At 52.8% G+C, this 21,741-nt stretch carries 19 protein-coding genes; 4 read left to right on the plus strand and 15 right to left on the minus strand.

Annotated features, from left to right (window positions below; translation table 11 throughout):
• Window positions 1-35: 35 nt before the first annotated feature.
• Window positions 36-1,868, plus strand: coding sequence for a glutamine--fructose-6-phosphate transaminase (isomerizing) (glmS, locus tag KO508_RS02895; protein WP_216006815.1), 1,833 nt, complete (start codon window positions 36-38; stop codon window positions 1,866-1,868).
• 1 nt (window position 1,869) lies between these two features.
• Here glmS and KO508_RS02900 read toward each other — a convergent pair whose 3' ends face one another.
• Complete coding sequence (locus tag KO508_RS02900) at window positions 1,870-2,712, minus strand: helix-turn-helix domain-containing protein (protein WP_216006816.1); 843 nt, start codon at window positions 2,710-2,712, stop codon at window positions 1,870-1,872.
• Window positions 2,713-2,839: 127 nt separating this feature from the next.
• Here KO508_RS02900 and KO508_RS02905 point away from each other — a divergent pair, with 127 nt between their 5' ends.
• Window positions 2,840-3,733: a DMT family transporter gene (locus KO508_RS02905; RefSeq protein WP_216006817.1), complete on the plus strand. Its 894-nt coding sequence runs from the start codon at window positions 2,840-2,842 to the stop codon at window positions 3,731-3,733.
• A 31-nt stretch (window positions 3,734-3,764) separates the two neighbouring features.
• Here KO508_RS02905 and phnE (KO508_RS02910) read toward each other — a convergent pair whose 3' ends face one another.
• From phnE (KO508_RS02910) to KO508_RS02930, 5 genes are all read right to left on the minus strand, one after another.
• Window positions 3,765-4,574, minus strand: a complete 810-nt coding sequence (gene phnE / locus KO508_RS02910) for a phosphonate ABC transporter, permease protein PhnE (protein ID WP_216006818.1) — start codon at window positions 4,572-4,574, stop codon at window positions 3,765-3,767.
• The gene (gene phnE / locus KO508_RS02915) at window positions 4,571-5,380 is read right to left on the minus strand and encodes a phosphonate ABC transporter, permease protein PhnE (RefSeq protein ID WP_354667996.1); all 810 of its coding nucleotides are present in this window, start codon (window positions 5,378-5,380) and stop codon (window positions 4,571-4,573) included. The genes phnE (KO508_RS02910) and phnE (KO508_RS02915) overlap by 4 nt, the downstream gene beginning before the upstream one ends.
• Window positions 5,377-6,207, minus strand: a complete 831-nt coding sequence (phnC, locus tag KO508_RS02920; protein ID WP_216006819.1) for a phosphonate ABC transporter ATP-binding protein — start codon at window positions 6,205-6,207, stop codon at window positions 5,377-5,379. Before phnC ends, phnE (KO508_RS02915) begins: the two co-directional genes overlap by 4 nt.
• A gap of 92 nt (window positions 6,208-6,299) precedes the next feature.
• The gene (phnD, locus tag KO508_RS02925) at window positions 6,300-7,244 is read right to left on the minus strand and encodes a phosphate/phosphite/phosphonate ABC transporter substrate-binding protein (protein WP_216006820.1); all 945 of its coding nucleotides are present in this window, start codon (window positions 7,242-7,244) and stop codon (window positions 6,300-6,302) included.
• A gap of 163 nt (window positions 7,245-7,407) precedes the next feature.
• Window positions 7,408-8,664: a glycerophosphodiester phosphodiesterase family protein gene (locus KO508_RS02930; RefSeq protein ID WP_216006821.1), complete on the minus strand. Its 1,257-nt coding sequence runs from the start codon at window positions 8,662-8,664 to the stop codon at window positions 7,408-7,410.
• Between the two features lie 277 nt (window positions 8,665-8,941).
• Between KO508_RS02930 and KO508_RS02935 the strand changes: the two genes are divergently transcribed.
• Window positions 8,942-9,412 carry a hypothetical protein gene (locus tag KO508_RS02935; protein WP_216006822.1) on the plus strand — a complete coding sequence of 157 codons (471 nt, stop codon included), beginning with the start codon at window positions 8,942-8,944 and terminating at the stop codon, window positions 9,410-9,412.
• 68 nt (window positions 9,413-9,480) lie between these two features.
• Here the strand turns inward: KO508_RS02935 and KO508_RS02940 are convergent, their stop codons facing one another.
• Genes KO508_RS02940 through KO508_RS02970 form a run of 7 tightly spaced genes read right to left on the minus strand, consistent with a single transcriptional unit; the run spans window position 9,481 to window position 18,632 of the window.
• Complete coding sequence (locus tag KO508_RS02940) at window positions 9,481-11,073, minus strand: ATP-binding cassette domain-containing protein (RefSeq protein ID WP_216006823.1); 1,593 nt, start codon at window positions 11,071-11,073, stop codon at window positions 9,481-9,483.
• The gene (locus KO508_RS02945; RefSeq protein WP_216006824.1) at window positions 11,070-12,677 is read right to left on the minus strand and encodes an ATP-binding cassette domain-containing protein; all 1,608 of its coding nucleotides are present in this window, start codon (window positions 12,675-12,677) and stop codon (window positions 11,070-11,072) included. Before KO508_RS02945 ends, KO508_RS02940 begins: the two co-directional genes overlap by 4 nt.
• Before the next feature lie 57 nt (window positions 12,678-12,734).
• On the minus strand, window positions 12,735-14,972 hold the full coding sequence (locus KO508_RS02950; protein ID WP_216006825.1) for a TonB-dependent receptor: 2,238 nt from the start codon (window positions 14,970-14,972) through the stop codon (window positions 12,735-12,737).
• A 30-nt stretch (window positions 14,973-15,002) separates the two neighbouring features.
• Window positions 15,003-15,974, minus strand: coding sequence for a siderophore ABC transporter substrate-binding protein (locus tag KO508_RS02955; RefSeq protein WP_216006826.1), 972 nt, complete (start codon window positions 15,972-15,974; stop codon window positions 15,003-15,005).
• 2 nt (window positions 15,975-15,976) lie between these two features.
• Entirely contained in the window at window positions 15,977-16,750 is a 774-nt protein-coding gene (locus KO508_RS02960; RefSeq protein WP_216006827.1) for an iron ABC transporter ATP-binding protein, read from the minus strand.
• A complete protein-coding gene (locus KO508_RS02965) occupies window positions 16,747-17,697 on the minus strand; it encodes an iron chelate uptake ABC transporter family permease subunit (protein WP_216006828.1) in 951 nt (316 codons plus the stop codon). The genes KO508_RS02960 and KO508_RS02965 overlap by 4 nt, the downstream gene beginning before the upstream one ends.
• Complete coding sequence (locus KO508_RS02970; protein WP_216007314.1) at window positions 17,694-18,632, minus strand: ABC transporter permease; 939 nt, start codon at window positions 18,630-18,632, stop codon at window positions 17,694-17,696. Before KO508_RS02970 ends, KO508_RS02965 begins: the two co-directional genes overlap by 4 nt.
• 214 nt (window positions 18,633-18,846) lie before the next feature.
• Here KO508_RS02970 and KO508_RS02975 point away from each other — a divergent pair, with 214 nt between their 5' ends.
• Entirely contained in the window at window positions 18,847-19,470 is a 624-nt protein-coding gene (locus KO508_RS02975; RefSeq protein ID WP_216006829.1) for a TetR/AcrR family transcriptional regulator, read from the plus strand.
• 587 nt (window positions 19,471-20,057) lie between these two features.
• Here the strand turns inward: KO508_RS02975 and KO508_RS02980 are convergent.
• Window positions 20,058-20,831, minus strand: coding sequence for an ABC transporter (locus tag KO508_RS02980; RefSeq protein ID WP_216006830.1), 774 nt, complete (start codon window positions 20,829-20,831; stop codon window positions 20,058-20,060).
• Complete coding sequence (locus tag KO508_RS02985) at window positions 20,818-21,741, minus strand: metal ABC transporter solute-binding protein, Zn/Mn family (protein WP_216006831.1); 924 nt, start codon at window positions 21,739-21,741, stop codon at window positions 20,818-20,820. The genes KO508_RS02980 and KO508_RS02985 overlap by 14 nt, the downstream gene beginning before the upstream one ends.

The following is a 21,741-nucleotide window of genomic DNA, read 5'->3' on the forward strand; positions in this document are numbered from 1 at the left end:
TCACCACGATTTTTATCACGAACAGGGTACGAAACATGTGTGGCATTGTAGGTGCGGTTTCAGAACGGGACGTTCAGGGCATTCTTCTTGAGGGCCTGCGCCGCCTGGAATACCGGGGGTACGATTCCGCCGGTATGGCAGTTTTGGATGGAAAGAGTGCCGTGCAGCGTGCTCGAGAAGTGGGCAAGGTAGCCTCACTTGCCGCTGCAATTGAAGCCAGCCCGCTTTCCGGCTATCTGGGCATCGCCCATACCCGTTGGGCAACCCACGGCGAGCCGTCTCAGCTCAATGCTCACCCCCACATGTCCGGTGACCGCCTAGCAATCGTGCATAACGGCATCATCGAAAACTATCAGGAACTGCGTGAAGAACTAAAGGCCGACGGGTTTGAGTTTACGTCTCAAACCGACACAGAAGTTGTTGCGCACCTAATAGAAAAGAACTTCCGCGAATTGGGCAAACTTTACGAGGCGGTGAAAACCTCCGTAACTCGCCTGCGTGGCGCCTATGCACTTGCTGTGGTGCATGCAGACGAGCCCGACCACATGGTTGTATGCCGTGAAGGCAGTCCGCTGGTGATCGGAGTGGGCATTGGTGAAAACTTTATTGCCTCCGATCAACTGGCACTGCTGCCAGTAACCGATCGATTCATGTTCCTCGAAGAAGGCGATCTTGCGGATATCCGCAAGGACCGCATCGAGATTCACGACCGTGATGGCATGCAGGTGGACCGGCCCACAAACCGCTTTGAACACAGCTCAGACTCCGCAGATAAAGGCGAGTATCGGCACTATATGCTCAAGGAAATCCATGAGCAGCCAAGAGTGATCAAGGCGACTATGGAAGGACGTGTGACAGCCTCACGGGTGCTGGAGCAAGCTCTTGGCACCGAGGCTGGTGACTTACTAAAAGATGTTCGTCACGTACAAATTATTGCCTGTGGCACCAGTTACCACGCCGGAATGGTAGCCCGCTACTGGATCGAAGATTTGGCCGATATACCTTGCTCCGTGGAAGTAGCCTCCGAGTTTCGTTATCGCAAACACGTTATCCAGCAAGACACGTTGTTTCTGTGTATTTCCCAGTCTGGCGAGACAGCCGATACTCTAGCTGCTCTGCGTCAAGCCAAAAAAGCGGGCTTCCGCGCCGCATTGGCTATCTGCAACGTGCCGGGCAGTTCCTTGGTGCGAGAATCCGATCTGGTCATCATGACTCAGGCTGGCCCGGAGATTGGTGTTGCCTCCACAAAAGCTTTTACTACCCAGCTGGTCGCACTGCTTATTTTCACTCTGGCGCTGGCCCGCAAAAACGGTTTGAGCGAAGAACGCGAAACCGAGATTGTTCAAGCGCTTCACCTAGTACCGGGACAGGTGAACGATGTATTGGCGTTGGAAGGGGAGATCGCAGAGATATCTAAGCGCTTTATGGATAAAAACCATTCCCTGTTCCTAGGTCGCGGCTCGCAGTTCCCTGTGGCCATGGAAGGTGCTCTGAAATTGAAAGAGATTTCCTACATTCACGCTGAAGCCTATCCTGCAGGCGAACTCAAGCACGGTCCGCTGGCGCTGGTAGACAGCGAAATGCCGGTGATCACGGTGGCACCCAATAACAGCATGGCCGAAAAGCTGAAATCGAATCTGGAAGAAGTGCGTGCTCGGGGCGGCGAGCTGTTTGTGTTTGCCGATAGCTCAGCGAACATAAAGCCAGAAGAAAACATCCATGTGGTGCAGCTACCGGAAGTACATGAAATAACCGCTCCAATTGTCTATACCGTTCCGTTACAACTGCTTTCTTACCACGTTGCCGTGCTCAAAGGCACGGATGTGGATCAGCCGAGAAATCTAGCGAAAAGCGTTACGGTTGAGTAGGTTAGAGAGCCTCCCAAAGAAGCTTACGGTATTGTGCCGGAGTTCGGCCGGTCTGTTCGCGGAAGACGCGAGTCAGATGGCTCTGGCTTGAGAAACCGCAATCGACGGCAACTTCTACAAGGGGTGCGTCTGAGCGCAGAAGTTGCTTTGCTCGGCGCACTCGCTGTTTGGTAATCCAAGCATGAGGAGGGCAGCCCTGCACTAGACGGAACATTCGGTGGAAGTGAAACTCGGACATATTAGCCAGCAGCGCAAGGTCACTAAGCTGAATGGTCGAGGCGAGGTGGGCTTCAACAAAGTCCTCCACTCGACACAGGATATGAGGCGCGAGCCCCCCAAGAAGGCGTGTTTGCCGACCAGAAAGTCCTCCTATCAGATCTGTTAGAGCGCCTTCCGCGTGAAGCAGATTGTTCGACATGGCTGCATGGGCGAGTTCGGCAAGCGGTTGTGCCACATGCGGTTTATCGGCGAAGTTGGCTTCAGGTAGGTCCAGTCGGCGTGCGTCGCAGTCATGGGCCTCCGCAAACATACTTCGCAGCTTTTCGTCAGAAAGATAGAGGTGAACGAAGCGAAATCGCTTGGTGATCTCCCACTCTGAACTTTGTCCCGCTGGCATGATACAGACTGCGCCAGGCCAGCCCGATGCCTTACCTGCATCAAGCCGTCGTGTTCCTGTCCCGCCCTTCAGGTACAGGCTAAAGGTATTATTGTGTGGCGCGTCGTATCGTACGTGATCGTTTTTATTTTCCCAGATTGCCACACCGCACCCTGCACCCAGATTCATCTTGGTGGAGAGATTTTCGGCGTTTGAAAGGCTGAGAAAATGTTCAACGGTTCGAGTCATGACATTAGCTTACCAAAGCACAATCGAAGTTGATTAACGCCTATCGAACTTAACCGCAAGAATATGCAAAACCGGAATAGGGAAAGCGGGTAGCGTAAAGGCATCAAAATGCAGTTGAAGGCCTACTATGAACAATATCACCCTGTTTATAACCACTGTCCTTATTTGGGGGACTACCTGGATCGGTATTGTGGCGCAGATCGGTGAGATACCAATCATCGTGTCCATTTTTTTCCGTTTCGGGCTAGCAGGGCTGATAATGCTGGCCGGGCTTGCGCTGATGCAGCGGCTTAAGCGTCCATCAATTTGGCGCTTTGTTGTTCTTCAGGCCCTTTGCCTCTTCTGTTTCAATTTTATCGGTCTGTACAAAGCCTCGGCGCTGATTCCATCGGGGCTGGTGTCGATTGTTTTCTCGCTGGCATCAATCTTCAATGCGATCAACGCGCGGCTATTTTTCGGCGACCGGATCACTCTAAAAACGCTTCTAGCCGGTGGTGTTGGTGCAACGGGCTTGGTGCTTATCTTCTGGACCGACCTCGTGGTCAGCTTCGACGCAGCTACTCTTAAGGGCATTGGCTGGGCCGTGTTTGGAACGGTGATGTTTTCCCTCGGTAACATGGCCTCGCGGCGCAACAGCAGTATCGGAATCACGCCCGTTATTGCCAACAGTTGGGGTATGGGCATCGGCGCGCTTGCGCTGCTAGGTTTAATCCTAGCGAGCGGACAACCTTTGACACTTTCTACGAAGCCAGAGTACTGGGTGGCGCTGGTCTACCTTGCGGTGATTGGGTCGGTAGTCGGCTTCACGACCTACCTTATGCTTGTCGCAAGAATCGGATCTGCAAAGGCAGGCTACGCGACAGTATTGTTCCCGATGGTAGCGCTGGCAATCTCGACCCTATTCGAAGGCTATAACTGGACACCGCTTGCCGTGATCGGGATCGGCCTGACCCTTGCAGGAAATGTGATTATGTTTTGGCGTCCTCGCAAGCGTGACAGTGGCGAGTTAGTCCGAGATTGATTTAGGGACGCCAAGTGGCACTTGAACGACTCTAAAGCACTGCCTGCCGGACCTTTGCAGACACCCACTCTGAAACAATAACCGTTGCCAGAATAACGAGAAATATTACGGTTACTTGGTTCCAGGCCAATGTGCTTAATGACGATTGGAGTTGTAAGCCCAAGCCACCTGCACCAACCAGCCCGAGAATGGTTGATTCGCGAATGTTGATGTCCCACCGGAAGACTGAAATACCCCAGAATGCCGGGAGGATCTGCGGGACAATCGCGTAATCAATAGTCTGTGCACCGGAAGCGCCTGTTGCCCGTATGGCTTCTACCTGCTTCTCATCAATCTCTTCGATAGCCTCATACAGGAGCTTTGCAACGAAACCAATGGAGCGAAGACCGATGGCGATAATTCCCGCCAATAGCCCCGGGCCTATGATGGCTACTAGCAGCAACGCCCAGATAAGGGAGTTGATTGACCGGGAGGTCACGATGATCAGCAACGCAACTGGGCGCACGAAATAGCGGCTCGGTGTGGTGTTGCCTGCGGCCAAAAATGCTACAGGTATTGCGATGATCACACCAATCAACGTGCCAAGGGTCGCAATGTTCAGGGTATCCCAGAGCGGCTGCCAAAGTTGATTGAGGTAGCCCCAGCGTGGCGGAAGCATGCGACCACCAATATCCGAGGCCTGGCGGGGAGCGTCTGCTACAAAAGCCCAGATGGTGTCTTCGGTCATCAGGTTCCAGCAAAATACGGTCAACGCTACTAACCAGAACCAACCGAGCCATCGCAGCATGTGTTGTTTTGGGGTGCGGAACTGCCAGATCTGCGTGTCTGCTCCGGATATCATTGAACCCACCGTCGGATATAGGATGAGGAGTATTCCACCACCAACACTATTGCGATGATGATGATTAAAATGGTGCCAGCCGAATCGTATTCGTAGCGATCGATGGCTGTATTCAGAGTGGCTCCTACACCGCCAGCGCCGACGATGCCGATAACCGATGACTCCCGGAAATTGATGTCCAGACGGTACAGAGAAAGGCCTATTAGCCGTGGCATCACTTGAGGCTGAACGGCATAGTTAACGACTTGCCACCAACGAGCACCGCTAGCGCGAATGGCGTCGATTTGGGCGCTGTCACAATCTTCGATGTCTTCGGCCAACAGCTTGGACAGAAACCCAATAGAGGCAAACGTCAGCGTAAGAAATCCGGCAAAAGGTCCGAACCCGAACATGGCGACGAGCAGAATTGCGATAATGATTTCCTGAAATGAGCGTGAAAGCGTAATGATGCTCCGGCAGAACATATACACCGGCGCTGGGGCTAGATTACGGGCGGCACCGATGCCGATTGGTACTGAGACCAATACGCCGGCTACAGTGGAGGTTAGAGTCATGGTCAAGCTTTCGATCAGTCCAATCTGGATATCCTGCCAGCGAGAGCTGAAATCCGGTGTTAGAAACCCCTGAATGAAGCGCCATCCTCGTTCTAACCCTTCATAAACCCGAAACCAGTCGACCTCCACCGAGTTGATCGCCAGAATCAGATAGACCACGCTGCCTGACATGATAATCCAGCGCCAGCGTTGGCTTTTGAGCAATACCGGCGGCCGCTTCCAAGTTCGCGAAGAGCTGATATTACTACTCACGAGCTCACCAGCATTGGCGAGCTATCTAGAGAGTTCTCTAGGAGGGTATCGTCGTCTTGTGGCTCATTGGTCTGCTGCATCTGGCCCCAGTCCTCGGCGCCGTAGATACGAGTGAGGGCCTCGTGGGATAAGGCAGATGGCAAGCCGTCAAACACCACCTTGCCAGCCTGTAAGCCGATGATTCTGTCTGTAAAATTCTGAGCCAGCACAACATCGTGAATATTGATGATGGCGGGCAGGTTCATTTCCCGACAAACGCTCTGGATTAGCCGCATAATTTGGCGGGAGGTTTTAGGATCCAGTGATGCGGTAGGTTCGTCTGCCAGCAAAAGTTCCGGATTCTGCTCCAATGCTCTGGCAATACCTACACGTTGCCGTTGACCTCCCGAGAGTTCATCAGCCCGTTTGTTGCAGTGATCACCTAGTCCCACACGGTTCAGTAAACTGAAGGCCTGATCAATGTCAGCCTGAGGGAATCGGCGTAGGAAAGATCGCCAACTGGAGACATAACTCAATCGTCCAGACAACACGTTCTCCATCACCGTAAGACGCTCTACCAGAGCGTACTCTTGAAAAATCATACCGATACGTCGGCGAGCCTGACGCAAAGCCCGGCCGTTGAGGGTGGTCAGCTCGGTTTCACCGAGGCAAACGCTGCCGGCGGTTGGCTCAACCAAGCGGTTGATGCACCGAATCAGGCTTGATTTGCCCGCGCCAGAGGGACCAATCAGCCCTACGACCTGCCCCGCAGGTACGGAGAAACTGATATCGCTCAGCGCTCGGTCGCCGGTTTTGTAGGTTTTTGATAAGGCTTTTAGTTCAAGCACAATTTGTTGCCATTGCTGATAATAAAAGACGGTGGGTGGGCCACATCTCGCAACGTGGCCAACCCACTGACGACAGGTTGTGGTCTGAGCCCTTAGCGGCAGTTGTAAACTACGCCGTTGGCATCATCGATCTTACGAATAACTTCCCAGTGTTCCTGAAAGGTAATCGGGATGAACTGGGCCTCACCTGACTTAGAGAATTCCTCTTCCAGAGAGGTGCCTTCCCAGTTGAAGGAGAAAAACGCCTTCTGAATCTTGTCTTGAAGTTCTGGTGTCAGGTTATGTGCGACGCCGTATCCAGTGGTGGGAAAGGTCTGGGACTTATACAAAGATACAATCTGCTCTTCTTTGATGACGTCCCGGTTCAGCATGCGCGACATAACTGAGTTGGCAACGGCTGCAGCGTCGTAGTCTTTATTGGCAACCCCAAGAATGGAGTTGTCATGCTTGCCAGAAAACACCGGAGTGAAATCTCTGTTTGGTACAAGGTCATAATCGGCTTTCAGAATCGCAGATGGCGCCTTGAAACCTGAGTTTGAGGTTTCAGAGGTAAAGGCCAGTTCGCGGTCTCTTAGCCCTTCTACATCAGTAATGCCGGAATCCGGATGGGTGATGATTTCCATTTCGTAGCCAAATGACCCATCAGCAGAAGCCATGATGGTGAAAGGGCGGAAACCACCGCATGCAACGGCTATCGGGTTGGAGCCAGTATTGAAACCGGCAATATGGAGGCGTCCGGCGCGCATGGCTTCGATTTGTGCAGCGTTGGATTGAACGGGGAAAAACTGGATTTTCTTACCCGTTTTCTCAGACAGATGGTCTAAAAAGTCAGACCAGGCTTCAGCGTAAACAGAAGGGTCTTCCACCGGCGTGTATGCAAAAATCAGCGTAGAAGGGTCGACCTGCTCAGACTTGGCAGGAATGTCTGCAATCAGATCACCGTCCTGATCACTGTATCGGGAGTCCAGTTTGAATGCGCCCTGCGCGAGCATTGGGGTCATTAGGGCTGCGCAAGTTAGTGTCATCAATTTATTCATAGGTGTGTCCTTGGGTCATGAAACCATCATCAGCCAGATACTAATCAGGTAATGTTATGGTTACGTGACACCGACAAGGGATTGAACCCAAAAGTCTGTGTCACGCAATCTCGTTTAACCTAGAGGGATCGGCTGATCAGGTGAATGCGGATGAATGAGACTTTTAAAGCCCCATACAATTGGCGTAGTGAGTGGTGGTCGCAGGCCAGTCTGAAAAAATGCCTATTACACCTATTTCCCGAGCCAGCACATCAATTACTGTATAAATATCGCCGTCGTTGTTAATGGCATCGCTGATACTTTGGTAATACCAGCCACCACCTTCTTTTAGGGGCCCGCTGCGCTCTAATGACCAGCCAATCAAATCAAGGCCTGCAGCCTTAGCGTTGAGTGCATAGTCAGACGGAACAATCTTTTGGTGAGCGTCTAGAGTTAGCATTTTCCAAAGTGCGGGTGCCAGAATAGGAACCCCTTGTTGGGTAAGGCTTTCCATGTACGCCATAGATGTGTTCTCTGGGTCGTTACTTTTCTCATCCAGAAATACGGCTTGGCGTCCAAACTCAGGCATTTGATTAACCCAGAATACGACATCATCCAACAGGAATGACTGCGGCCATACATCCTCAGGGCTCACGCCAGCAGAGATGTATTCGCTGATCATCTGGCGGGCATAGTCTTCTTGTGTGTAGTCACCTTCAAAAGGCATTTCGACCACCGGTGTTTTCAGTTCTGGAGTGAACTTGAGGCCCAGCTCTTTAATCAGTTGGATGCTTTCGCGATGGCTTAACAGGGTGCCTTCAGTGGCATACAGATTCGTGCGCCAATCGGCGGTACCGCCAAGATACTCCTCAGGGGTAGTGGCATCTTCATTAAACGCATCCATTTTTCCCCGGAGCGTCTTAAACTCAGCTAGCGTAATGTCACTGGTGCGGCATTCAGCCTCAGCCTTAGTGCCTGCGCTCGGATTGGCGGGCACGAATGGCTGTGTGCATTTGGCGTTCAGCTCTGGCACGGCCACAATGTTGGTCGTGGTGTGCAGGTCGTTCTGAGCGTGGCGGCAGACTAATTGCCGGTCCTTGGTAAAGGCAACGTCGCACTCAATAATCCCAGCCCCCATTTTGGCAGCTGCCACATAGGATTCGCGGGTATGTTCAGGAAACTGCAACGGTGCGCCACGGTGGGCAATGGAGAAAGCGCTTGCGGTCGGGGTCATAGATTCACACGCTTGCAGCGTACTCTTCAGTTCACCCTCATCCATATCGTTAACCAAAAAGTAAGGTCTGGGACCAAGCTGAACCAGCGGTGAGCTGTCATCAGAAGGCGTCGCTTCGGGCGCGCTGGCGTTGTTATCGCTGTCGTTGCAGCCGGATAACATAGCGAGAGCGCCGATGATCAGTGGCAATATAAGCAAGATTTTCATAACGGGCCTTTTGTTGGATATATTGGTTTTTTCCAGCATCGCGTTAGTCGGCGAGAATGGGGTGGTTGGTTAATCTAAGGCTGTACAGGCGCTAATATTGCCTAGGCTTAGTTAACGTCTGATGACAGTTTTGAGTCTCTGAGCTGGAATGTAACTGGAATCGAAGTACCGGCGAAGAACGGGACTTGCTGGGGTTGGTTGCAATAAGCCCTCTAATTTAACTTGCCTTGATGAGAATGGTTGTTATTATCGTTCGGTGAAAGCCAAGGAGGATGTCATGAAATTTCTTTGTCCGCACCACCGCTCGATGTTCGCAAACTTGTCACTCATAGAACAAAATGATTTGTGGGTTTACTGGATGGAAAACGCCCTTACTTTGTACGAAAGTCGGGATTCTGAAAAAGTCATCATTGTGGCAGGCAACGCCTTTGATCTAGCTTGTTTGGTTCGTACCCGAAATTCTGACTGTATGCATGTTGAGCTGACTCTTTCTGCCATTCTTTTGTGCAGCATCTTGCGTAATTGCGGTGAACATAGCGTTGCTGACGATATGTTGCTTCGAGCTCTTGAGAGCTTGCGAGCGACAGAGCGCTGCCACGTCCGCATGAGCGAATATTGCAGCAGCAACGAATGCATCGACATCTTGCTGGATGCGTCACTCCAGCCAGAGTTTTTTGCCCAATATTTGAACTGGCCGACGTGTCCAGTCACCTATCCGTCTAAGCAATCGGCAATGATGGTCCACTGAAGTATCATTGGAACTACGGAAATGCCTTTTAGCGGATTGAGGCAGACAGCCTGATCCGCTCCCCGTATTTAACCGCCCAGCATTATCGTATGAGTGGGGGCCCAGATAGTCTCGTTCCTATGGGTAACCAGAATAACGGTGCCCGGCAGTCTTCTTATGATTTTGGCGATTTCTTTCTCGGTATTCTGATCCAAGGCTGAGGTGGCCTCATCAAGAACCAAAATGGGAGCGCCCTTAATCAATGCTCTGGCCAGTGCTAGACGTTGGCGCTCCCCACCGGAAAGAGCCGAGCCTTGATGGCCGACCGGCTGTTCTATACCAAGTGGCGAACGATCTATTACGCTTCCTAACGTGACGTACCTTGCAATCTTTTCTAGGTCTGCGTCTGATGCGTGCGGCTTTCCTATCCGAATGTTATCGGCGAGTGTGCCGGTAAAAATGACGGGGTCCTGCCCGACGTATGCAATGTGTGCCATTAGATCCTCATAGCGAATCTTCGCCAGCGGAACCTTACCGAGGGTAATTTCCCCACGCTCCGGATCGTCGAAACGCATCAGCAGTTCAATCAATGTACTTTTGCCACTCCCAGTAGGGCCAACGATTAGTAGTCTGGCACCCTCTGGGGCGTCCACAGAAATATCGTGTAGCATCGGTGAGTGGCTGACTTGCGTTGCAGCAAGGCCATATCCTTCTGGCTGTTTGACTTCATCTGGCCCGGCTTCTGGCAATGCTGGTGCATCAATGATTTGGTGATAGTCCTTCAGCGCAGCTCGCAGGTCGTTGATGACAAGCCCTGATAGGGCGAGTTCTTCCATAGGCGCTGCAGCGCGAGTGATAAGCACCAATAGCGCCAATAATTGGCCGGGGTTGTTGAAACCTGTAAAGATCAGATAACTTGCCAGCCCCACCAATGGCAAGGCTCCCGCCAGTGCCGAGATGAAAACTGCAATGGCAGCGCCCCGGTTGATTCTCGCCATCGCCTGTTCCTGATGCTCCCATTGGCACTCGATACGCTTTAGCGCCAGTACCGGCCCTGCAGCGTTTCTTAGCAGTTCCAGGTGGTCTATGAGCTCTTGCGTGGACTGGGCTGTGTTCAGGTCTCTGGTATGCCGTTCGATATCAATTCTCTTGAGGGCGCGCTGTGCAAAAAACTGCATTCCCAGCGACATGGCAAGTAAACAACCCGCCACAAGCATTATCTCTAGTCCACCGACTAATCCCAGACCAATCAGAAGTAACAGGGGTATGAGTGGAGCGTGTAGTAGTGACTGTAACTGGTGGGCTGGAATGCTCATAAATCCCGGAATTCCGCGTCCGGCCAGTACCATAACCTCTGCCTGATGCTCGCCGGAAAACCACGACAACTTGGCCCGTGCTAATGCATTGCCTAGCGCTGCGTACAGATCTCCAGACAACCGGGCGCCTGAAAGAAAGCCTGCGCGTGTCACTAACACGGTCATCAACATGGCTATCGCAGCGCTTGTTACCACTGTGACAGGGGGGTGATGGTGAACAATTGCTAGCGCTAGTGTTGTGTATGCAGTTGCTTCGAGCGCCGCGACAACAATCCAGCCCAGACTGATTGCCAACACCCGGTTGCGAGAGTCTCGTGAGAAAGGGGATTTGCGAGTGCTCTTTTCATTCAGCGTTGAGGCGTTCATTCCGGAACCCTTAGTGTATTTCTCTGCATTTGTAGATGAACATCTGCTTCGGCGGCGCACACCGGATCATGAGAAACAATGACAATGGTTTTGCCTTGGCTGTGCGCGAGTAGCTGCAGGGATTTGATGATGTGTTTGGTCGTATCCGGATCCAGTGCACTGGTTGGTTCGTCCAGTAGAAGTACCGGTGCGGACGTAAGAAACATGCGCGCCAGCCCCAGACGCTGCATTTCACCTCCGGATAGATTGCCGGCATGGGCGTCGAGATCAACTTCCAGCCGCGCTTGACGCAGCGCCGCTTCGAGCTTTTCATCAGCCTGCTCTGGATCAGCCAGAGTAAGGTTCTCTCGAACGCTTGTTAACAGAGCAGAGCTGCCCTGCGGTAATAGCCGGATTGTCTGATGGCGAGCCTCTTCATTAAGCATGACTAAATCGACGCCTGCCAGGCGCATGGAGCCGCTGAGTGTTTGCTCCAGCCCCGCCAGAGCTCTGAGCAATGTAGTCTTCCCCGCGCCGCTGGGTCCGGATATAACCGTCATCGTCCCGGGAGAAAAACGGTAATCCGTCCTCTCAACAACGAACTGTTCGCCTGCCGTTAAGGTGACTGCCTTTGCTTCCAGCAGTACACGGCTTTCAGGCACCCTTGCATTGGCGCTGGGAAGCGGGGGTTCGCGAAAAAAGTCTGTCAGGTGGCGTGCCGCATTTCGTCCGGCGGAAACGTAGTCCAGACCATGCCCAAGCCTGAGCGAAGGGGTTACGATAGCCAAACCGAAAAACAGGCCAGCGGCTATTGCTGCGGTACCCTGCTGGTAGGTGATTGCGTAGGCAATAGCAAACGTCGCTACGGCCTGCAGAAGCGACACAGCAACCGCCGCGGCCGTTGCCACCTTTCTGACCCAGGTAATCATCCCGTGGGTAAATCTGTCTGTGGCACTGTGGTAGGAAGCCAGAGCCCCGGATTGTGCACCATAAATACGGCTAGCCCGAATGCCCCTCACATACTCGTCCACTGCGGTTACGATTTCCGACATGACTTTCGCACGCTGCTCACCATGACGTGCCGAAATTTTAGGCATAAACCATAGATAGTAGAGCGCTGCCACTGCACCGGGGGTTAGCACCAGTAGTGCCTGCAAACCAGAGATGGCCACGAGAAATGCAATAGACACCAGAGGGACGATGGCAAACGTAACGATTTCGGCAGGGAGGTGGGCTACCAAATGATGTAGCGAGAGGACATCGTTTGATAACAGGCTGCGCAGTTTCTTGTCATCCCACCGGGTAAGCGTGCTTGCTGGCAGCCGGATCAGGTGCTTAGCCACCTGTCGGCGCAGCCGGGCAGCAAACCCGGCTTCCGCTTTGTGAGTGGACCATGATGCTGCGGATGATAGTATTGCGCTGGCTAGCAACAGCGCGCCTACTCCGATGATCCATGTTACGGATTGATCATCGATCACCTGCACCAGGCACCACAGTGCGCCCAGTTTTGTCAGGCCGGACAAGGCAGCCGCCAGGGTGCCAATTGCAAGCATAGGCAGCGCTGGTTTTAGCGCTGCCGTCAGGGGCTCGTTAATCAAGCCGGAATACCATTTAATACTACTCATACAGACACCGGTAATGAAGCAATTGAAGCGGAGCGGTTGTCAAAAGTGTTCCACTGCTTAGAACCCCATCGTGGCCGAAAGCATGACCGTACGTGGAGCGCCCACGCCAAGTGAGGTGTAGTGTGGGGTCGCCCAGTACGTTTTATTGGTCAAGTTTTTAATGTTAAGCCTCCAGATCAGAGACTGACCTGAGACACTGGTGTCGTAACGTGCACCCATGTCGTACAGGGTGCGGCCTGACAGCGATATGAAGTTGTCGGAGTTGATGTACTGTTCCGATACAGAGGTAGTGTTCCCGGTCAACGTCAGACCCAGCAGTGCTGGAACATCCCATTCCACGCCTAGTTTTCCGGTCAGCTCGGGTATCCCTGGGGCCTGATTGCCCTGATTCACGCCGCCTGCCGTTTTTGTGAGCTCGGCATCGAGATACGCGATGCCGCCCATCAGGCGCAAGCGGTGCAGCGGGGAACCGAAGAAGCTCCACTCCGCCCCTCGGTTACGCTGTTCTCCGCCCGAGGAGAAAACATTAGTAACCGGGTCGGTATAACTGTTTGGTCGCTTGATTTGGTAGAGACTTAGGGTATGGGCAAAGTCCCCCAGATCGAACTTTAGACCGATTTCGTTCTGCTTGGTCTTGTAGGGTTCGAAAACTTCACCTGCATTCTCCGCCGTGGTTGGTGCCGTTGCTCCCTGGCTCAGGCCCTCTATGTAGTTGGCATAAACCGACAGGGCGTCCGTGGCTTTGAATATCACCGCAACTGCGGGTGTCACCGCGCTTTCGTCATAGCTGCTCAGCGGCATACCCGTGCTGGCCAGAGCGCTGTCCTGAACCACTTCCTGATGTCGAAGGCCCAGAGTCAGTTGCACTCGGTCTTCTGCAACGGACAGCGTGTCCGCTATGCCATAACTGGTCAGGCGCAGATCGGTTTGGGTAATGGGCTGGACGTTGAAGGGGGTATCACGTGGATCCCAGACCGGATTGTAGATATTTGTGATCCAGTCTTGATTAAGGACGCCCCGGCGGGCGTTTAGTTGGTAGTCTTCTTTATATCGCTGGGCATTGATCGCTACCTCATGGCCAATGTAGCCGGTTTGGAAGTGGCTCTGAAGGCCCGTCTCTACAGAAGTCCGCTTAGCCTCGTCGCCCACGTCACCCATGTTATTTCGATAGTCGCCGGCGTCGTTGATTATCTGGGCTACAGATGAGTTCGTCGCCCGAAATGTCGTCTCACTGGTGCCGATTGCGGCGTACACCATGACCTGATCGCTTACATCGATCTCGCCGCGTAGCATAGCGCCCTTATCTTTCGAGTGGTTGAATCCCCAGTCGGGGTTCAACAAGGTATCGGGCTCAGGTGGTCTGGGTAGTTTCACTCCCGGTGCAAGGGTGAGACCCCGGGTAGCACCATTGATCCGGTCTTCGCTCATATACAAATCGGCGGAAATCCGGGCTTGATCTCCGCGCCAGTCCAAGGCCAGCGAGGCTAATTGGACTTCCTTCTCTTGCTGGTTAACGGCGGTTTCGCCATCCCGATAGACGCCATTGAAGCGCACACCGAACTGATTCCTCTTGCCGAAACGTCGTCCCACATCGATATGACCGCCAAACTGTGAGTCAGACATATAAGTTGCTGTAAACTCGGTCATTGGTTCGTTTCCAGCTCGTTTGGGGACCAAGTTCACGGAGCCGCCTACGGACCCGTTTGGCGGCATGCCATTCAGTAGCGCTGAAGGCCCTTTCAAAACTTCAATGCGTTCAAACATCTCCGGCGAGCTCCGATAGTAGGGGGCAACGCCGAACATGCCGTCGAATGTAACGTCGCCGATGTCGGAACGGAAACCTCGAATGGAGTAGCTTTCGAGGTTCTCCCCGGTCACGCCACTACTGAATACCGACGGATCGGTTGCCGCAATTACATCAGTTACCGCTTGAGCCTGACTGTCCGCAATAAACTTCTCCGTGTAGCTGATACTATTGAATGGGGTCTCCATGAAGTCCTTTTCACCCAGCATTCCGGCACGGCTTCCGTTCGCTACCTGACCACCTGAGTAGGCTTCATTTGCGGAGATCGTGTTGCCCAAGACGTCAAGTTGGGGAAGTGATTCAATGTTTGAAGGCTCGGGAGTAGTGCTTTGAGCAGACGCCAGCGGTACATAGAAGGTCACTCCCCCCAGTGCCAGCCCAACAGCAAGAGCTATGGGTGTGGCTTTGTGGGTCCTCCCGACGACAGAGGTAAGTTGGCGTGCCTCACTCGCCGGAGCAGATAAACAGCGGCCATTCAATGTGCTTTTCATGGGAAATTCCTGTCAGTAAGTTGTAATAAATTAGCCCTGATACCCTGCGATAACCTCATCGATCAGAATCTTCAGCGAGGTCACGCTGGCAGCAGTGATGTACCAAGCGTCGGCATCAACAAAAACTACCCGCCCGTTCTTCCATGCTTTGGTTTGACGTAATAATGGGTTACCCATTTGCTCGGCAGTCATGACTGGGCGGCGCTCCATAACCGCCGTACGGTCGATGACATAGAGAATGTCCGGGTCGGCTTGATGGATAAATTCGCTGGAGACGGGTTGGCCGTGTAGGCTGGATGCATCTATGTTGCTGGCGGGTTTCACGCCAAGCGCATCGAAAATAAACCCGTAACGTGATCGAACGCCGAAGGAGCTGAAAGTGCCGTTGTTGTGCATCACGATCAGAGCGGTTTCTGGTCGACCGTTTGTGACCCGCCGTGCTTGCGCTACTTTTGCGTCAATTTCATCTATTTTTTGACCGGCGAGATCGCTCTTGTCGAAGATGCGGCCAAGAGACCGGAGATGTTCTTTAACGGCTGTGATGTGACCGTTTCTGCTGTCTCGGAAGTCGACATCGAAATGTACGGTGGGTGCGAGCCCGGATAGTTCTTCATAGTGATTGGCCTGTATAGGCGTTATCAGTATCAGGTCGGGGTTGAGGGCATACACTTTTTCCATGTTTGGCTGAGTAATAGCTCCAAGATCTTGCACGCCAGGAGCCGATTTGTAGCGGGCAAGAAAATGCGGAACATAGTCTTTCACCATCCCGGCAATCGGTACGCCGAGCTGGTCGAGAAAGTCCGCCTCGTTCATATCAAGCACCGCCACCTGACGGGGGCGCTGAGTAATCACTGTGCGTCCGAGGCTGTGTTCAACGATGACCGGTTCATCAAGAGGCAGAGAGGCCTGCTGGTTAGTCGATTTTTCCCCGCACCCTTGCAACGAAATAGCCGTCAGAATTGTCAGAGAAACCATTGCCCGATGTGCCTTTTTCCATTTCATTTTCATACTCCGGAACGGGGGGTGAAGTAGTCGCAAACGCAGCCGCGTTCGCTGCTCAGGATTTCAAAGTCCAAGTCATACAAATCGTGCAAAAGTGCTTCGGTGATGGTCTCGCCGGATGGTCCATTGAACCGGATTTGTCCGCCTTTTAAGGCCAGAATGTGGTCTGAATAGTTGGCAGCGAAATTAATATCGTGGATCACAAGAACCACGGTGCGTCCCTGCTCGTCACACAGGCGTCGCAGCGCATGCATAATCTGCACTGCGTGTTTCATATCAAGGTTGTTTAACGGTTCGTCTAGCAATAACACGGGCGTTTGTTGTGCGATGGTCATCGCGAGGAAGGCCATCTGCCGTTGACCGCCGCTGATTTCGTCTATGTAAGCGTTACGAAGTGGTTCAAGCGAGAGGAACTCGATGGATTCGTCAATCACTCTACGATCATTGTCATTGATGACCCCGCGGCTATAGGGGAAGCGGCCGAAGGCAACAAGCTCCCCCACCGTCAGGCGCATATTGAAATCAGAGGACTGCCTCAGGGTGGCAACACGCTTGGCGTACTCGGATGTAGGTATGCCTTTGACGGGTTTGCCGTCAAAAAAGATGTCCCCACTGCTAGGCTCAGACAGGCGCGCCATGAGCATCAGCAAAGTCGACTTACCGGCACCATTTGGTCCGATAACGGAGGTTACGCACCCAGGTGGAAAGCCGGCACTGACTGCAGACAGGACTGTCTTGGTGCCGTATGCCTTAGAGAGATTCTGGACAGTGATCATAGGGTGCCTCGAACTCGGACCGTCAACAGAAGGAAGTAGGCGCCACACACCAGATTGACTAGGATGCTGACGGTGGTTTTGTAGTTAAAAACATGCTCGACCAGGAACTGGGCAACGAGAAAGATGGCGATGGCGATGGCGCAGCCGGTTGGCAAAGTCAGGCGGTGCCTTCGGCTAGCTGTCAGCGCGTACGCAATATTGGCGACAAATATTCCCAGAAATGCCGTGGGGCCGATCAGGCTGGTCGAAACGGCGACTAGAATAGCGATTAGCGCAAGGTACAGGCCCACGAGTTTGGAGTGATTAACGCCCAAAGACATCGCCTGATCACGTCCTAGCGCGAGGACGTCAAGCTCTGGTAGATATTTGCGGCCAACCACACACACGCCAGTAAGCGCGACCAAAGAGTAGAGGAGGGTAGCGGGCTGGGCCCGGTTGAAAGAGGCGTAACTTAAGCCCTGAAACACCGCGAATTCACCAGGGCTGATCCGAAGCTGAACAAACTGTGTGAGAGTGCTAATGACCATTGTCAGAACCAGCCCGACTAGCAACAGACGGTAAATGTCATTGTTGCCGTTACCCAACAGCCATCGGTGGATGACCCATGAGTAGAGCAGCACTAGAATTGATGAGATAAAGAAGTTCCCACCCGAACCGATGGTCACCAGCCCTTGCGTACCCAGAACAAGTAGCAGCATTGACTGCCACATCAGGTATACGGCTTCATAGCCCATGATCGCCGGAGTGAGAATTCGATTGTTAACGAGGGTCTGGAAGATAATTGACGAAAGCGCTACACAGATTCCGCCGACAATAATGGCTGCTAGCCGTATCAGACGCTTGGGAATAATGTACTCGAAATTAAGCCCTGAGCCTGCGAATACGAACACCAACGCCAATACAATGACCGCCAAGAAAATGGTCCACAGCGCGCCTTTGCCCTTCATTGTTTTTCTCCCCGTAGAATCAACACGAGGAATATTGCACCGCCTATGAATCCGGCGGTTAAACCAATGGGAACCTCAAAGGGAAAGATCAGCAGGCGGCCAACGATGTCGCAGGCTAATAGAAGCGCTGCGCCACCCACTGCAACAAGCGGAAGCGTATGCTTAAGGTTATCACCGTAGTGCAGAACCACCAGATTGGGCACCACCAGCCCAACAAAGTAGATTGCCCCCACGGTGATCACCGTAACGGAGACAGTGATCGCTACCAGCAGCAGCCCCAACGTCGCGGTCGCTGCATAGCCCAACCCTAGACTGGTCGCCATGTCCTCACCCATCCCCAGAACGGTAAACCGATGGGCATAGAGGTATGCCAGAACAGCAATAGGTAGAATGAGATAGATGACTTCGTATTGGCCCTGAACCACTCTGGAGAAGTCCCCCATCAGCCAACCTTGCATGCTCTGCAAGATGTTCTGCTGGTATGCATAAAACTCGGCGACCGCGCTGAGAACGCTCCCGTACATGAGGCCAATTACTGGAACAAGCGCGGTATTTCTGAACTGGATACGCCTTATCACTGCGACATAAAGAAGGCTTGTAACAAAACAGAACCCCAGCGCGAACAGCATCTGACTGAACTTCCCCATCGCTGGCATCAGCGTTAACGAGACCAGAACCCCAAGTTTTGCGGCATCCAGCCCCCCAGAGGTGCCCGGCTCGACAAACCTGTTGCGAACAATGTGTTGAAGAATAACGCCACATACCGCCAAACCGACCCCGGTTAGGATGAGCGCTGCCATACGTGGCAGGCGACTGGCTGTCAGCGTTAGCCAAGTATCCCCTGATAGGAGCACCACCTGAGACCACTCCATTTGCCGCGCACCAACCAGCAGAGACCCAACGCAAAGCGCGACAAACAGACAAGCCATTCGCATACGAGTGGCGCCTGATATCTGGCTGCCATCTGCAGCTTTGATGGGCTGTTTTTCACTCTGAGAAGGAGTGTTCATGAAAAACCTTGAGGGATGGTAATGATAATTAGTCGCAACACAATAAATAAAAATTTATATAGTTGCAACCGTATAAACTAATTTGACGTGGGCTTTGTAAAGCGGTTTCATGGATGTCCCAGTCGACCAAGGAGCAAACATGGCACAGTCGCAAAATACCCCCGCCCGCGGTCGCCCCCCGGTTATCACCCGTGAACGGATAGCCAATGCGGGTATCGAGATGGGTCTGCCGAATATCACCTTTGTTGGTCTTTCGGCCTCATTGGGTGTCAGTCACATGGCGCTTTACAAGCACGTTCCCAGCCTTAAAGAACTTAAGCGACTGGTTGCCGAGGAGATCTTTCAACGATGGGAGATTCCGAAAGTTTGCGGTAAGGGGAAGGATGACCTGAAGGATCATCTGGTGGCGCTCGTCACATCTTTGCAAGATTTAGTAAAGTCCAACCCGGGCCTTCCGCCTTACCTGCTAAGAAGGTCGGCTTCAACGCCGCAAATCACCGCTAAAATCGGCGAGCACCACAAGCAAGTCGCCGATGTATATGGAATTCCCGAGAACCGCGCGCGCTGGATAGTCGCCACCGTTGCATTCCATTGCATCGCGGTAGCTGACACGATCTATTCCGCAGCAGAGAATGATTCGGGCTTAGAATTGGGCCATGTGGCTGATGAGGCTGAAGTTGAGGCGGAGTTTTCTCAAGGTATGAACGCCCTTATTGTCGGGGCACTGTTTATCCTGAATAAAAACGATGACAGGGTTTCATGATGGCGTCCCGCGATAGACGGTTTTGTTCAGGGCTTTGGTGAGTTAGTTCGTGATCAATTTAGGGTGCGGTTATCGCCGCTAGTGTCCTGTATATGCCAAACATGATTCGTTGTGGTAACCCTTGGAAGGCCAGCTTTTAACTTGTCACCACCACAGAGGATGATTACTATTTGTACGGGAAACAGACCTGCCACGGAATTTGGATGAAAGGCGGGATTTGAAACGGAATTTCTAAAGGGATTTATTATGAGCACAGCAGCTATTGCGACCAGTTAATCCGCCTGAAAATTCCCCAGCAGTACTGCGCTGCCCCTAGGCCCAACCACCACATCCTGCCGTCAAAACTGGACCCTATTTTGTTTCAGGGGCCTTTTTTTAAATCTTCGGAATTACTGAATTACCCGGTTTTCCCGTTGAGCCTTTTCCGCTCACTGAATTACGTTTATTTGATCGCATTGCCAACTTTTGCCAAGAAGAAACGCTTTAAAGGCTTCAACGAACCGCTTCCGGTGGGGTTGTCGACTACCATAATGTGCAAGCTACATGCTGCTCTATGCATATTGCTTTTTCTGAAGGGCGTCCCCTACCTACTTATTAGTATCTGGGGCCTGTTTGCTCTCTAATCTGAAGTAATATCCGGCAATCCAAAGCATAGCTGTAAGCAGTGTTGCGACGACGATAGCTGGCCCCACGGGTACATCGGAAACCACGGAATAGGCGATCGCGACTAAATGGCCGGTGATTGCACAAATCGCCGCGATGATTGGCGGTTTATCTTGAACAGAACCCACGATCAACGGTGTGATGATTAGGGTCGCGAATACGACGTAAATACCAGCGAGCGACACCGAGTAAGTGACTGAAATTGCGAAAACGGGCATGAAGGCTGCACCGGAAAACCAAGCTGGTAGCTTCCAGCTGAGTAGCCATACAAACGCTGTCAGTATCCCTGTTGCGATGATGAGCTCCCAACTTGCCCATAGTAGATCACCCGCAGCCGCCCTCTGCAGGGCTTGAGCGCCGTGGGGGTCACCACCAACCATCAATACTGCCAGACTAGCTCCTAGTACATAGAGAATGCCAATCCACGCCTCTTTGACCGCGCCGAGAAACCTGAAAATCAGTTGTACGGCTATGGCCGCGAGTAGGGCAAACAGCAAACTGCTTATCGACGCCCCTGCAAGTGTATGGTCTGGCAGGAAATACAATCCCGCCAGAGTTCCCAGCGCCGCCCATTGGGCAATCGCAAGATCCGCAAAAATGACTCCTCGAGCAATCACCTGATACCCCAGTGGCACGAGCAGCAGGCAGAGAAGTGCGCTGCCGAGCACCGGTAGGAGCATCCACTCAAAGGCTCCCATTAGCAACCTCTGGCATGGCACTTTCAAGGCGGTTGATAATTTCAGAAATCAGCTCAGCCAACGTGTCCGTTTTTGAGTCGTCAGTAACGGTTCCCGGTAGTACCAGAATGGGTTTTCGTGTTTGAGCCGACAGCCATTGCGCAGGCTTTTGGTTCTGGTGACTGGCAATCAAAATCGCTGCCGCATCTTCTAACCTCGGATCTGCTAATAGCTGATTCAGGTGGCTGGCGCTTGGGGGCAGACCGGGTTTCGGTTCCAGATCCATGGTTGCGTCTATGCCAAGCCATCTTAATAGATAGCCGAACCCGGTGTGCTGGATGACAAGGGAGCGCCCCTGCAAGGCTTTTGCTCTTTCTTGCCAATTTGCACTATGGAAGTTCCAGTTAACGCGCCATTTTATATAACGCGCAAAGATATCAGCTGAGTTGTCTGGCCTCATTGCGCCAAGGCGCTCAGCCAGCGCCTTGGCGATGTTCGGTAGTTGGTCCGGCGAGAGATGCACATGGGGATTCCCCTCGGGATGTACATCTCCCATGCTGCGATCTACATGATCATGGGGAGCAAACAGTTGAGCGTGATCTGCAGCAAAGAACAGCCCGGGTTGGCCTGGCTGAATGTCTGTATTGCCGGCTCTCTGAAGCAGTGCCGGCAACCAGCCCGCTTCCAGTGAAGCTCCCGTACACACAGCTATATCGGCCCGACTCATGGCTGCGATCAGGCTGGGTCTTGCTTCAATGTAATGGGGGTCCTGCAGATAGCTTGTGGCTGTTGTGAAGTGAGCGTCTGGCATGAATGTTCGGGCTAGAGCAGTCCATTCGGGCTCACAGGCAAACACGTGGAAGTCTGCTCGGGCGGGTAGAGAAATCAGCCCGGTCAATACAGCGGCGATGAACAATGGTAAATAGCGCAT

The organism is Marinobacter salexigens (assembly GCF_018860765.1).
GTDB lineage: Bacteria > Pseudomonadota > Gammaproteobacteria > Pseudomonadales > Oleiphilaceae > Marinobacter > Marinobacter salexigens_A.